At 39.0% G+C, this 14,752-nt stretch carries 14 protein-coding genes; all 14 read left to right on the plus strand.

The genetic code is table 11. The annotated features are described in order from the left end of the window. Positions 1 to 61 precede the first annotated feature (61 nt). A complete protein-coding gene (locus V7121_RS14040) occupies positions 62 to 1,765 on the plus strand; it encodes a formate--tetrahydrofolate ligase (protein ID WP_420490719.1) in 1,704 nt (567 codons plus the stop codon). A gap of 18 nt (positions 1,766 to 1,783) precedes the next feature. Further along, a complete protein-coding gene (locus V7121_RS14045; protein ID WP_335500350.1) occupies positions 1,784 to 2,311 on the plus strand; it encodes a hypothetical protein in 528 nt (175 codons plus the stop codon). Positions 2,312 to 2,439: 128 nt separating this feature from the next. After that, entirely contained in the window at positions 2,440 to 3,288 is an 849-nt protein-coding gene (locus V7121_RS14050) for a DegV family protein (protein ID WP_335500348.1), read from the plus strand. 293 nt (positions 3,289 to 3,581) lie between these two features. Next, positions 3,582 to 4,229, plus strand: a complete 648-nt coding sequence (locus V7121_RS14055; protein WP_335500346.1) for an HD domain-containing protein — start codon at positions 3,582 to 3,584, stop codon at positions 4,227 to 4,229. Then, on the plus strand, positions 4,226 to 6,118 hold the full coding sequence (locus tag V7121_RS14060; RefSeq protein ID WP_335500344.1) for an ABC-F family ATP-binding cassette domain-containing protein: 1,893 nt from the start codon (positions 4,226 to 4,228) through the stop codon (positions 6,116 to 6,118). Before V7121_RS14055 ends, V7121_RS14060 begins: the two co-directional genes overlap by 4 nt. A gap of 37 nt (positions 6,119 to 6,155) precedes the next feature. Next, a complete protein-coding gene (locus V7121_RS14065) occupies positions 6,156 to 7,289 on the plus strand; it encodes a conserved virulence factor C family protein (protein WP_335546873.1) in 1,134 nt (377 codons plus the stop codon). 62 nt (positions 7,290 to 7,351) lie between these two features. Beyond that, positions 7,352 to 7,786 (plus strand): BrxA/BrxB family bacilliredoxin, encoded by a 435-nt coding sequence (locus tag V7121_RS14070; protein ID WP_335500342.1) that lies wholly within the window; start codon positions 7,352 to 7,354, stop codon positions 7,784 to 7,786. A gap of 144 nt (positions 7,787 to 7,930) precedes the next feature. Further along, a complete protein-coding gene (locus V7121_RS14075; RefSeq protein WP_335500340.1) occupies positions 7,931 to 8,524 on the plus strand; it encodes a YpjP family protein in 594 nt (197 codons plus the stop codon). A gap of 103 nt (positions 8,525 to 8,627) precedes the next feature. After that, positions 8,628 to 9,209 carry a TerD family protein gene (locus V7121_RS14080; RefSeq protein WP_335500338.1) on the plus strand — a complete coding sequence of 194 codons (582 nt, stop codon included), beginning with the start codon at positions 8,628 to 8,630 and terminating at the stop codon, positions 9,207 to 9,209. Positions 9,210 to 9,283: 74 nt separating this feature from the next. Continuing rightward, positions 9,284 to 10,066 carry a TerC family protein gene (locus V7121_RS14085; RefSeq protein WP_335500336.1) on the plus strand — a complete coding sequence of 261 codons (783 nt, stop codon included), beginning with the start codon at positions 9,284 to 9,286 and terminating at the stop codon, positions 10,064 to 10,066. A gap of 75 nt (positions 10,067 to 10,141) precedes the next feature. After that, entirely contained in the window at positions 10,142 to 11,329 is a 1,188-nt protein-coding gene (locus tag V7121_RS14090; RefSeq protein ID WP_335500334.1) for an HpcH/HpaI aldolase/citrate lyase family protein, read from the plus strand. Further along, a complete protein-coding gene (locus V7121_RS14095) occupies positions 11,280 to 12,656 on the plus strand; it encodes a phosphoribosyltransferase family protein (protein WP_335500332.1) in 1,377 nt (458 codons plus the stop codon). The genes V7121_RS14090 and V7121_RS14095 overlap by 50 nt, the downstream gene beginning before the upstream one ends. Then, positions 12,637 to 13,758, plus strand: a complete 1,122-nt coding sequence (locus V7121_RS14100; RefSeq protein ID WP_335500330.1) for a cysteine protease StiP family protein — start codon at positions 12,637 to 12,639, stop codon at positions 13,756 to 13,758. Before V7121_RS14095 ends, V7121_RS14100 begins: the two co-directional genes overlap by 20 nt. Next, positions 13,755 to 14,555 (plus strand): hypothetical protein, encoded by an 801-nt coding sequence (locus tag V7121_RS14105; protein WP_335500328.1) that lies wholly within the window; start codon positions 13,755 to 13,757, stop codon positions 14,553 to 14,555. Before V7121_RS14100 ends, V7121_RS14105 begins: the two co-directional genes overlap by 4 nt. The last annotated feature ends 197 nt before the right edge of the window (positions 14,556 to 14,752 follow it).

Here is a 14,752-nt window from a genome sequence, read left to right on the forward strand (position 1 = left end):
TTATCGGAATGAAAACGCTTATTTGGTACAATAGATTTGTAGGTCAAAATCTATTTGCTGAATGCGGGGGATAAAGGTGGTATTGAAAACAACAGTGAAATCAGACATTGAAATTGCTCAAGAATCAAAGATGAAGCCAATTGTTGAAATCGCCGAAAAAATTGGTTTGGAAGAGGATGAATTGGAGCTCTTTGGTAAATACAAAGCGAAAATCTCCAATGAAGCTCTGGCTAAGCTTAAAACGAAGGATAATGGAAAAATTATCCTTGTCACTTCTATAAATCCAACACCAGCAGGTGAAGGAAAATCGACTGTAACTGTAGGGCTGGCAGATGCTTTCAATCGAATTGGTAAAAAAACAATGATTGCCATAAGGGAGCCATCTTTAGGACCAACTATGGGAATTAAAGGCGGCGCGACTGGCGGCGGGTATTCCCAAGTCCTGCCAATGGAGGATATAAACCTTCACTTTACTGGAGATATTCATGCGATTACTACTGCAAATAATGCCCTCGCAGCATTAATCGATAATCATCTACAACAAGGTAACGAACTAAATATTGATCAACGGAGAATTGTCTGGAAAAGAGCATTAGATTTAAATGACCGAGCCTTAAGAAAAGTGATTATCGGTCTTGGCGGTCCACTTCAGGGGGTACCAAGAGAAGATGGTTTTGATATCACAGTAGCATCGGAAATTATGGCGGTGCTCTGCTTAGCAACGGACTTAAAAGATTTAAAATTACGATTATCACGGATGGTCGTTGCTTATAATATTAATAAAGAACCAGTAACAGTTGGTGACTTAGGTGTTGAAGGTGCTTTGACGCTTTTACTAAAGGATGCGGTAAAACCGAATCTTGTCCAAACCATTGAACATACACCAGCACTAATCCATGGCGGTCCGTTCGCCAATATCGCACATGGCTGTAATAGCGTGATTGCGACAACAACAGCAGCTAAATTAGCTGATTATGTGATTACTGAAGCTGGCTTTGGTGCCGATTTGGGGGCCGAGAAATTTTTACATATTAAATCAAGAAGCGCAGGTATTAAACCAGAGGCGGTTGTCATTGTGGCGACCATTCGGGCTCTGAAAATGCATGGCGGAGTAGCGAAAAGTGAGTTAGCCAAGGAAAATATTCCATCACTAACCCTGGGTTTTGCCAATCTAAAAAAACATATTGAGACCATCCAAAGCTTTGGTTTACCTGTGGTGGTGGCAATTAATAAATTTATCACCGATACTGATCTTGAAGTAAAAACATTACTTGACTGGTGTCAAAGAGAAAATGTTCCAGTTGCCCTAACCGAAGTATGGGAAAAAGGTGGAGCAGGCGGTATTGAGTTAGCTAATACACTATTAGCTGTAATTGACAAGGATGAGAACCATTTTAAGCCTTTATATGACTTATCTGATTCGATTGAGAAGAAGGTTAAGACGATTGTTCAAAAGGTTTATGGTGGAAACGATGTAGAATTCTCATCGAAAGCCAAAAAACAATTAATTGATTTTGAAAAATTTGGTTGGTCCAATTTAGCGGTTTGTATGGCGAAGTCGCAGTATTCTCTGTCTGATGACCCGTCTAAGTTAGGCAGGCCTTTAGGTTTCACAGTGACAGTTAGGGAATTTAAACCTTCAATTGGTGCCGGCTTCCTGGTTGCTTTAACAGGAGATGTCATGACAATGCCAGGACTTCCGAAAAAACCGGCAGCCTTAAATATGGATGTCGATGAAACCGGAAATGCCGTTGGGCTATTCTAAGAGGAGCGTAGAACATACATGTTTGATCCAACAGCCTTCGACAATATGAAAGTAGTAGTGGAAGGCGCTTTATATGATCTGGATTTAAGTGGAGAGATTGTCATTAAGGATCGAAATGATTCTATTAACTTGGCTAAGATGTCGCGGAGATTTGATATTTCGTTCCATTTATCTGAAAAAAAGCAGGTTTCTGCAAAAGTTGAACTGAAATCAAGTCTTGCCAATTTAGCGGCGGAGCTTTTACCTGCCGTTCAATCTGAGCAGAAAACAGGATGTGAGCTGAGTCTGCAATATCTAATTGACAGTCAAGAATTAGATCCGGACTATACCGCAATAAATACGATGCTAATGGATATTTGGGGGCCGAATAGAAAAATAACTCAAAGTGTACTCTATGATCCCCTTAAAGTGGATCCAACGCATACTCTTACCATAAGGGTGGAATTTGATCGTTTGATTCGAGAAGACCAAATGGATGATTTAGTAGAAATGATAGAGTTTATCATCACTACACTTCAAAAGCTAACTAAGACTTTTAGTAAGTAAAGAATCAAAACCAGCTCTTTAAAAAGTGAGGGCTGGTTTTGTTACCTGTTTTAAAATATTTACAATATTCAATTTTTTATGTACGATTACACTACATACTTGTTCAAATTAAAAAAGGGGAGATGAAGTTGATCAAAACGGCATGGGTCACAGATAGTACGGCCTATTTAGACGAAGAATTAAGGAATCATCCAGATCTATATTCCATTCCTCTAACAATTTTACTGGATGGGGAAGAATACTCTGATGGGATTGACTTAACCTCAGCGCAATTATTCGAAAGATTAAAGCAACTAAAAAATCCTCCAAAAACATCACAGCCTTCGATCGGTGCATTTCAGCTTTTATATGAACAGCTGGCAAAAGATTATGATCAGATTGTTGCAGTGCTTTTATCCGGAAAGTTAAGTGGCACGGTATCCTCTAGCGAGCAGGCAGCAAAATTTGTTGATATTCCGGTAACCACGTTTGATTCTAATATCCTTACTTATCCGATGACGGCATTGCTTAAAGAGGGAATGGCCTTACTAGAAGGCGGTGCTAGTCTTGAATCAGTAATCGACCAAATGGAAACGCTTAAGAAAACAAACGAGACGTATGTGCTTGTCGGTAGCTTAGAGCAGCTCCACCGAAGCGGCAGAATGTCAGGTTTAAAATTCTTTCTCGGCAGCATGCTTAATGTTAAACCGATTATTTCTATCATAGACGGGGCCTTGAGAGTAAAAGAGAAAGCCAGAAGTGAGAAAAAGGCGAAAGAAAAAATATTGGACTATTTACGCTTATCCTACGAGCAGCATCACTTTAAAGAAGTATATATTTTATATGGTTTACATGAGGAAACTGCTGCAAATTGGAAGGATGAATTAAGAAATGAATTTCCGCATTTAGAAATTATTTGTTGTCCTTTGGGAGCGGTAATCGGAGTCCATGCCGGTGAAAACACACTCGGCATTAGCTGGCATAATGGCTTAAAATAACTTTTGCCGAATGGAGCATACTAAAATTGCATGTGAATTTTAACTGAAAGGGTGATGCACTATTAGTAAGCAAGGTAGACAAAACGCAAATCAAACGAGAGAGCAAATTGAAAAACAAGACAAAAGAAACGATATCGAACTCGGCAGCGAGTTTCAAATTGGTAATAGCAAGTCGCAAAGTCAGAAAAAAAGTGGACGTCAAGCCAACAAAAAATAATCCCGAGTGCTCGGGGTTATTTTTTGTTGTTTTTTCATGTTAAAATAGCAAGGGTGAAAGTGGGTGTTGAACAGAAATGAAAAAACATATAATTGAACAAACAGAAGTGTTTGTCCGTAACGAATTAGGGGAAGATGCCACCGGTCATGATTGGTTTCATGTTGATCGAGTCAGAAGAAATGCCCTACATATTTGCAAGGAAGAAAAGGCAGGAGATCCGTTTATTATTGAAATGGCCGCTCTTCTCCATGACATATCAGATGAAAAGCTTAACGAAAGCAGTGAAAAAGGGGAAGAAAAACTAGAAAACTTTTTACGAACCATTCCGCTTACTGATGAGGATAAAAAACATATAAAGCAAATTATCGCAACGATTTCCTTTAAGGGTGGCCAAAATACCATACTATTAACAATTGAAGCAGAAATTGTTCAGGATGCTGACCGCCTAGATGCGATTGGTGCCATTGGAATAGCGAGGGCTTTCGCCTATGGAGGGAAAAAGGGGCAATCCATCTACGATCCAAGCATCGCGGTAAGACAGGAAATGACTGTTGAGGAGTATCGGAAGGGTAAATCAACAAGCATTCATCATTTTTATGAAAAACTGTTGAAACTAAAAGACCTGCTAAACACAGAAACTGCTCAAAAAATGGCTGAAAACCGTCAGCAAATGATGGTAACCTTTTTAGAACAATTTTATCAAGAATGGGATGGACAAGTATGAAAATGCTCACGATTGAAAATCTTTCAAAAACATATGGGGAAAAACAGCTTTTTAACTCTATTTCTTTTACTATTGGTGAAAAAGAACGTGTAGGGTTAATTGGAATTAATGGGACTGGGAAATCGTCCTTATTAAAAATCATTGCCGGTCTGGACACCCCAGATGAAGGGAAAATCATCACTAGCAAAGACTATTCCATCAGTTTTTTAAACCAGCAGCCTGAATTAGATGGGGACAAAACAGTCCTTGAACAAGTCTTTCATGGTGATGCACCAATATTAAAATTAATGCGTGCCTATGAGAAAACTCTATTAGAACTTAATGTTTCCCCAAATGATACAAAGGTCCAGGATGACCTTTTTCGACTGCAAAAAGAAATGGATGCACTAAATGCTTGGGATGCAAGTACAAATGCAAAGTCAATCTTAATGAAATTGGGTATCGAAGATTTTACTAAAAAAATCGGTGAGATGTCGGGTGGGCAGAAAAAGCGAGTAGCTTTAGCCCAAGTTTTGATTGCCGAGCCTGATTTACTAATTTTAGACGAACCAACCAACCATCTCGACTTTGATTCTGTCAAGTGGCTGGAAGATTATTTAAGTAGATATAGCGGTTCCATTTTGCTTGTCACTCATGACCGTTACTTTCTCGATCGCGTGGCCAATCGAATGTTTGAACTAGATGGGGGGCAGATATACAGCTATAAAGGAAATTATGCCGCCTTCTTAGAAGCAAAAGCAATTCGGGAGGAAAATGAAGCTGCAACCTTTGAAAAAAGAAAAAATCTTTTCAGGAGAGAGCTTGAGTGGATTAGACGCGGTGCAAAAGCAAGAACAACCAAACAAAAGGCAAGGATTCAACGCTTTGAAGAACTCGATGATAAGGTTACAAGTGGCAAATCCTCCTCAGAAAAGCTTGATATCACTTTAAATGGCAGCCGGCTTGGTAAACAGGTTTTCGAACTGAAGGATGCTTCCAAGCGATTCGGATCAAAAACCATCCTGGATCACTTTGACCTGCTAGTGAAGCCTGGCGATCGAATTGGAATTATCGGGAAAAATGGGACAGGGAAATCAACTTTGTTAAACATCCTCGCCAAACAAATCCCGCTTGATGAGGGTGATTTCATCATGGGGCAAACTGTGAAGATCGCTTATTATACTCAGGAGAGCGAAGATATGGATGAAAATAAGCGGATGATTGAATACATTAAAGAGACGGCGGAGGTTGTTGAAACATCTGACGGTAAAACAATCTCTGCAGCACAAATGCTTGAACGGTTCCTATTTCCGCCATTTACACACGGGACACCAATTCGTAAGCTGTCAGGCGGTGAAAAGCGCCGTTTATACTTATTGAAAATTTTAATGACTGCACCGAATGTTCTATTGTTAGATGAACCCACTAATGATCTTGATACACAGACACTGACCGTTCTTGAAGATTATTTAGAGGAGTTTCCAGGAGTGGTGATTACGGTATCCCATGACCGCTACTTTTTAGATAAAGTGGCTGAGGTACTTCTTGTGCTAGAAGGAGAAGGTTCCATAGATTCTTTCTATGGTAATTATACTGAGTTTCTTGAAAAACAGTCGGCTATTGAGGCTCAAAGGGCTGCTGTTACTATAACGATAAAGCCAAGTAAACCAATTGAAAAAGAAAAAAAGAAAAGAATGACCTATGCTGAGAAAAAAGAATGGGAATCAATTGATGCAGATATTGAGACGACTGAAACCCGTCTCGAAGAAATAGGTTCCGAAATGGCGAAAACAGGTAGTGATTTTACTTTGGCGCAGGATTTAATGAAGCAGGAAACGGAATTAAATGAAAGACTGGAGTATTTAATCGAGCGCTGGTCCTATCTAGCAGAGCTTGCTGAAAAGGAATAAGAGAAGCGTCAAATACCAATAGAATTAGGTGATACCGTTGAGAATTAAGGCAATCGAACCAACGCCAAGTCCAAATACAATGAAAATAAACTTAGATGAAGAACTTCCGATGGGGAAAAGCCATAATTATAAAAAAGATACAGCTGTCGATGCACCCACAATTATTCAAGCGATACTCCAAATAGAAGGAATCAAAGGTGTTTACCATGTGGCTGATTTTCTTGCTGTCGAACGAAATGTGAAATACGATTGGAAGGAATTATTGCCGCGAGTGCGCCAAGCCTTTGGCGAACATTCTGAAGAAGTCTCCCAAACTAGGAAAATGGATGAACATTTTGGAGAAATCAAGGTTGAAGTTCAGATATTTAAGGAGATTCCTCTCCAAGTAAAGCTGACCGATGGCACTTCTGAAAAACGGTTTGGAATGCCAGATTACTTTCTAAAGGCACGCGAAAGAGCACAACTACCTAATGATCACTATCTCTTACTTAGAAAATGGCAAAATCAAGGTGTCCGTTATGGGGATTTAGAGCAGATTGGACAGGAGGTAGTCGATGAGTTAATTGCCGCCTATCCTCAGGAACGATTAGAAGAATTGGTCGCAAAAGCACAAACATCAGAAACAGCACCTGAACAAAAAATAAATCGGCCACGTCAAAAAGTGTCGATTGCGGATTTACAAAATTCAGACTGGCAAATTCGCTATCAAATGCTTGAACAAATGGATGACCCTGAACTAGTGGATCTTCCTGTACTCGAAAAAGCACTATCAGATGAAAAAGCTTCGATACGAAGACTTGCTACCGTATACCTCGGCATGATAAAGGAGAAGGATGTGCTTCCGCTTCTATATAAGGCGCTGAAGGATAACACGGTGACCGTTCGCAGGACAGCAGGGGATTGCCTGTCAGATCTGGGATTTCCAGAAGCTGCAGATGAAATGATGCTGGCCTTGCAGGATAAAAGCAAATTAGTTCGCTGGCGGGCAGCCATGTTTTTATATGAGTCAGGCGATAAAAAGGCACTTCCAGCGTTAAGAGTTGCCGAAAATGATTCGGAATTTGAAGTAAGTTTGCAGGTGAAAATGGCCATTGAAAGAATAGAAGGCGGCGAGGAAGCCAAAGGTTCTGTTTGGAAACAAATGACTGAATCAAGAAAAACAAGCGATTAGAATTGCAAATGGCTATTATTATGGGTATCCTAAAATGGAAGAATCGAAACGGAGTGATTTAAATGTCAAATGCCTATGAAGAATATATGAAACAAATGGTTTTACCGATGCGTGAAGAATTAACTAGGGCAGGTTTTGAGGAACTCTCGACTGCACAAGAAGTAGAACAATTTATAGGAAATGTAAGTGGAACAACCCTTGTTGTTGTAAATTCTGTCTGTGGATGTGCTGCTGGATTAGCACGCCCTGCTGCAACTCAAGCTGTACTAAATAGTGAGAAAAAGCCTAACCATTTAGTAACTGTTTTTGCTGGACAGGATAAAGAGGCAACTGCAAAAATGCGTGAGTATTTTGAAGGAATTGAACCATCATCACCATCGATGGCATTGTTAAAAGATAAAAAGGTGGTTCATTTCATTCCTAGACATGATATTGAAGGAATGCCAATGGAAACTGTTATGCATAATTTATTGGGTGCATTTGAAGCCCATTGCTAAAAAGGATGTCAGTCGACATCCTTTTTTTGCATGCTGAAGAAAAACGGAAAGTTTTCCATTTATTCGAAAAAGGAAGTATAATATTTTCTATACTAGGTAATTTCAGAAAATAATAGAAAATAGCTTAAGAATAGGTGACCTAAAATGAACCAATGGTTTCGTAAAACGTTATTTGTACTAGTTTCTGTTTTAACTTTTGGTCTTGTAACCCCCACACAGCTAATTGATCAGGTAAACGGGGAAAATCTGACCGACCGAGATGTGTTTGAAGCGCCATCGCCACAAATTGCCTTCAGACAATCGAACACGACTAATGAAGAAAATGATTTTAATAAAGAAAAGTTTTTGGAAGATCTAAAAAAACAAGCAGAGCTGCAGTCCTACCAGAAATTCGGTGCAAAAATAAAACCAGTCATTGAGAATGAGTTCAGGGAAATAATTTTGCCAAATATTGAGAAAGCCCTTGAAGAAATTACTGTCCAATTTCCTGATGAAGATTTGAAAAATCTTATGATTACAGAACAGCCTGGCGCCGGTCATTCCGAAAAAATTTTTAATATAAACAATCAGTTACTCGGAAGAGATGTCCTTCGTTTTCATGTAAGAAGAGATAACCCGCCGCAAGCAGGCTATTGGTTTAATTTTCATTATCACACCTATCATGATGATTTCCAAAGCCATCATGATTTAGGGGCGATATATTGGGCCAAAAACACGCCGCCCAAATGGATGAGTTAGGGATATTTGCTAATGGGTACAAAAAAATTTTATTATAATAAATGAAACCTTTTTATGACAAACTCGTAAATAGACTATTACCTAAAATGGAGGAATGAAAAAAATGGCAATCAGTTTATCAAAAGGTCAAAAAGTGGATTTAACAAAAACCAATCCAGGGTTAACCAATGTTGTGGTCGGACTTGGATGGGACACAAACAAATATGATGGTGGAAATGACTTTGATTTAGATTCATCTGTTTTCTTACTAGGCGACAATGGTAAAGTAACGAGTGAAACAGACTTTATTTTCTATAATAATCCTCAAGGAGCTAATGGAGCTGTTGTACATACTGGAGACAATCGCACTGGTGCAGGTGATGGTGATGATGAAGGCGTAAAGGTTAATCTTTCTACGGTTCCATCAACTATTCAGCGAATTGCGTTTACTATTACAATTCATGAAGCAGATAGCAGAAATCAAAACTTTGGCCAGGTTTCCAATGCTTATGTCCGAATTTACAATGAAGCGAATGGTGAAGAATTAATTCGTTATGATTTAGGTGAGGACTTCTCAATTGAAACGGCAGTAGTTGTGGGTGAACTATATCGCCATAATGGTGAATGGAAGTTTAGTGCCATCGGCAGCGGTTATCAAGGCGGATTAGCTGCACTTGCGACTGACTTTGGTTTACAAGTTGGATAATTCAAAAATTTGAAGATCCAGCCACTCGCTGGGTCTTTTTACAAAAACTTGTTATGATGGGGGAATTATTTTAAATGTCTGTTATTAATCACATCTTAGACACATATGCACAATTTTTTGATTTGAATATGTGGGGTAAGATATTAGTCGATCCAGTCAGCTGGGGACTTATTGGGACCTTGATTATTTTAGAGGGTCTGCTTTCTGCGGATAATGCACTTGTCTTAGCTGTAATGGTCAAACATCTGCCGCCTCAAAAGCGGAAAAAAGCGCTGTTCTATGGTTTGTTAGGGGCATACATTTTCCGATTTATCGCGATTGGAATCGGGGTTTACTTAATTGATTTTTGGTTTATTAAAGCCCTTGGGGCCGGGTATCTGGCATGGCTTGCAATTAAATATTTCATTGATAAGCGTAAAGGCAACGGTAGTCATGATGAGGAGGAAGCGGAAGGAATTAACCAGGGCGGCCTGCTAATTCGCTTATTTGGCACCTTCTGGGGTACGGTAGCTGCCGTTGAATTAATGGATATTGCTTTCTCAGTCGATAGCGTTCTAGCTGCATTTGGGGTAAGTAATCAGGTATGGATTTTATTTGTTGGTGGAATCCTGGGTGTGTTAATGATGCGAGGTGTTGCCGGAGTATTCCTTACATTAATTGACAGAGTTCCAGAACTTGAGACAACTGCCTATATCTTAATCCTTATTATTGCGATTAAGATGGCCCTTACTCTCCCATTAATTAATATTCATATTGAATCCTTACATTTCTTTATCATTCTAGCAGTAACATTTGGAGCAACCTTTATTGTTCACTTCATGAATAAGAAAAAGGAAACCAGTAAAGAAAACCAATAATATATGTTGTCTAAAAAGGGGAGCTGACGAGAGTCCGTCTCCTCTATTTTTTAGCTTTATAAGAGGAGAACTGGTATGAAGTTTTTTACCTATTTTTACGAAGATGAAATTAAACGCTTCTTTTTTCAAAAGCCGCAACCTTTTACTAAATATTCAAACCGTGACCTTTTGTCATATGGTTTAGGCGCTACACTATATATGCCAGCGACACGTCCGTATATCCATCAAGAAATCCTCTCCAAAAAGCATGAAGGGTTAACCTCACTCGTGATTGATTTAGAAGATGCCGTAGGAGATAAAGAGGTATTGGATGCGGAGGAAATGCTCGTTAATGAGTTATTAAAGTTGAATGGTGAATTGAATAAAGGCTTTTTAGACTATATGGACCTGCCGCTCATGTTTATCCGAATTCGAAACCTGGAGCAGTTAAAACGAGTTACAGAAGAATTAGGAAATGCCATGAAATTACTGACCGGTGTCGTCCTTCCGAAATTCAGTTCTGAAACTGGTGAGGAATATTTAATGGAAGTGAGAAGAATACATACTGAACAGCATCCGTTTTATGCCATGCCTATCTTGGAGTCAGCAAAGGTCATTCAAAAAGAAACTCGAATGGAAGAATTAATGGGCATAAAAGAACTTCTCGACCGCTACAAAGATAATATCCTAAATGTCAGGATTGGGGCAACCGATTTTTGTGGATTATATGGAATTCGCCGCAGTGCAGATACCACAGTCTATGATATCGCTGTGTTGAGAGATTGTATTTCTGATATTATCAATGTCTTTCAACGCTTTGAAAGTGGGTATGTCGTTTCAGGGCCGGTTTGGGAGTATTTTTCTTCGAAGAAAAGAATGCTAAAGCCACAGCTTAGACAAACACCTTTCCGTGAGCGTTACGGTGAAGAAGGGCTGAAATGGCGCACTACATTAATTAATGAACATATGGATGGGTTAATCCAAGAAATAATAATGGATATCGCAAACGGGTTAACGGGAAAAACGATTATTCATCCCTCACATATTAAAGTAGTTCAAGCCCTCAATGTAGTGTCCTATGAGGAATTTATTGATGCAAGTAATATCATAAAAGCAGCTACAGGGGAAATCGGCGTTATGAAAAGTAATTTTGCAAATAAAATGAACGAGATCAAACCTCATTATTATTGGGCCAAAAAAACCATCTTAAAATCACAGTTGTACGGGGTGCTGCATGAAGAATTTACAACCATCGACCTTATTAAAAAAGAAGTATATGTATAATATCCTAGACTCAATTGAAACTGAGATAGAGGTGACAGAAAATCCGTATAATTTACAGATTGAAGAGTTGTTCGTTATGGCAGCTAGAATTAATAAGAAACGCTCTTTCTTATTCGTAAGTAAGGTGCTTGGAAAACACATACCCATTAACCCTAATAAGGGGCTGTTAACTGCTGCCCTCATTGGTGTAAGGTACCTTGAAATGGTGAAAGGGATGAAAAGTTTAGTAACTGAGAGTCTATTAACCTCGTTTAGAAAAAATGAATCCTACCATTGCTTGCCCTTTATTCCTGAACATATTCATCCTGTAGTGATTGGCTTTGCTGAAACGGCCACTGCGCTTGGGCATGCTTTCTTTGATTGCTTCCATTCTGCGGAATACTTTCACACCACGAGGGAAGAGCTCTTCCAAGTAAAGCCTGAAATCACCTTTGAAGAAGAGCATTCCCATGCGACTTCCCACCGCTGTTATATTCCGTTGGAAATGATCCAAAATAAGCGAGAAATTGTCCTTGTGGATGATGAATTAACCTCTGGAAAAACGGCCTTAAATATAATTCAGTCCATTCAGAACAGGTTCCCGAGACGTAATTATACCATTGTTTCCATTTTGGATTGGCGTTCGAAAGAGGATAAAAATCGATTTAACCAGCTAGAACAACAACTTGGTATCAAAATCAATGTAGTAAGTCTGTTATCTGGGAATATAAAGGTTAATCAGGTTCGTGAAATTGAGGAACGGCCCACAATCGCTGAAAGGATTGTGAGCGTTGATTCATTTGTAGAATGGATTGACCTTTCCCCTATCTTTTCAATTACTCCTTATATAGCAATTAACCCTAATAATAAGACCGCTTATATTAAAGAAACAGGTAGATTCGGCCTTACTAGCGGAGAGAACAACTATCTACATCAGAAAGCTTCTGCAGCGGCGAATATTTTGAATCAAAAAAGAACAGGAAAAAGAACGCTTTGCCTAGGAACGGGAGAGTTTATGTACCTGCCAATGAAACTTGCTTCAAAAATGGGTAGTGATGTTTATTATCAATCAACCACTCGCAGCCCCATCTTTATTGAAAACAAGTTTGGATACGGGGCTAAATTCGGTGTGTCTTTTTCCAATCCGGAAGACCTATCGATTACTCACTATGTATACAACATTCCGTCAGGCTATTATGATGAAATATTTATTTTCATAGAAAGAAAAGTAGACTTAGAGAATCTTCAGCCATTGCTGAATAAACTAGCAAAATTACAAATAAAGATGATTAGGCTCGTCTTTTTTTCGGAAGGTCGGGGTGAATTAGTTGAAAACCACTATCAATAAGCCTGCCAATATCGGAAGCTATCAAGCGGAAGATGTTCAATTTCTATTAAAGGATTTAAGTGAAATTTCCTTAGAGGATACGATAGAAAATCGTGAAATAAAGGTCCAATCAGGAGTTCATTATAGTGAATCATTGCCAATTGAATACCAACCACCAAAAGCCTATGTTGATTTATTCTGGTCAACCTTACAGGAAAACAAACAAAAAGTGGCTTTATGCGTTGGGGTCGTTGCCGAACAAATTTATCAGGCTAAAGGTGATAAAACCGTCCTAGTATCTCTGGCTCGTGCCGGAACACCTGTCGGAATCTTGATTAAAAGATATCTTTATATGAACTATGATGTTCTATTGCCTCATTACAGTGTATCTATTATCCGGGACCGGGGAATTGATGAAAATGCACTCCAATATATTTTAATGAATCACCCTGACGCACACATTCAGTTTGTCGATGGCTGGACCGGAAAAGGGGCAATATCGCTTGAATTAACCAAAGCATGTCAGGATTATCAAAAAAAATATGGGGTACATCTTGATGATACCTTAGCAGTGATTGCTGATCCTGGCTACTGCACTACACTGTTTGGGACGAGGGAAGATTTCTTAATCCCAAGTGCTTGTCTTAATTCAACCGTATCCGGATTAGTGAGCAGAACGGTTTTAAATGCCAAATATATCGGAAAGGATGATTTCCATGGAGCGAAGTTTTATCAGGAATTGATTCCAATCGATGTTTCCAATCAATATATAGATTTAATTAGTAAAGAATTTGCTAACATATCAAAGGATGCAATCAGTGCGGCTCGGAAGAAGGGTCAGGAGAAAATTGATACTGGATTCTTAGGAATGGAAGACGTAAAGCGAATTCAATCGGAATTTGGAATTGAGAGTACCCATTACATTAAACCGGGTGTTGGCGAAACGACGAGAGTGTTGCTCCGCAGGGACCCTTGGAAGATCCTTATGCGGGATCCAACAAGCCCTTATGTCAAGCATATCCTTATGCTGGCTGAGGAAAAAGGAGTTGAAGTCGTACCGTATCCGAATTTAAAGTATTTATGCTGCGGCTTAATTAAAGCGGTCAAGGAGAGTAAAGCATGATTTTTGCATCTGACCTTGACCGTACACTTGTTTATTCGAAACGGGCAATCGATGAACTGGGGAACGAGAATCAGCTTGTCCTGAAACCGGTTGAAAAAAGAGATAATCACTGGGTTTCATATATGACAACAGCCTCCTACAACAAATTAAAAGAGTTATCGCTAACAAGTTTATTTATTCCCGTTACCACCAGGACAACGGATCAATTTAACCGTTTTCATATTTTTAAGGAAGACATTCCATTAACATATGCGATTACTTCCAATGGAGCTAACATTATTTATCACGGTAAATTAATAGAAGAGTGGGCTGCCCATATTAAATCTCGTATAAGCGAAGAATCAGTTACCCAAGCGGAGCTGCTTACCAACTTAAAAAAGGCAGGATTTCAATTTGATGGGCAAATAAAGCAGGCGGAGAATTTATTTTTTTATTTTATCTTAAACAGTCTTCCACCTGCTACTGATCGCAAAGCGATTAATGATGTGGCTCTTTCTAATGGTTGGAGAATTTCGATTCAAGGGAGAAAGCTTTACTTTATCCCACGAGCGATAAGCAAAGGGGATGCACTTGACTTTATCTCAAAACGAGAAGGATTAGAAGTAATCGCGGGTGCGGGGGACTCCGTGCTAGATTGGGATTTCCTGAAAAACTGCCACACTCGTTACGTTCCTGCCCATGGTGAGCTTGCAAGGGTGTCAGGTACCAGTAATTATTCTCTTACTAAGAATTATGGTATCGGTGCAGGAGAGGAGATTCTCAAGAAATTTCTAGATTTACTTCATCTTAAAATTTAATCTTGTTTCGTTTTGGGGGAAAAAACAAAATAGTAAATACACGAAAATAAACAATAACTTCCCAAAAAAAATACGATTGAAAAGGTTAGTGAATGCAGCACAGGGGATAGTAGTAACGTAAAGATTAAACTGAATATAATTAAATCTAAATAGATAAACAGATTTGAAACCATGACATCCATCACCGTATTTAATTC

Source organism: Neobacillus drentensis (genome assembly GCF_036962125.1).
GTDB lineage: Bacteria > Bacillota > Bacilli > Bacillales > Cytobacillaceae > Neobacillus > Neobacillus drentensis_B.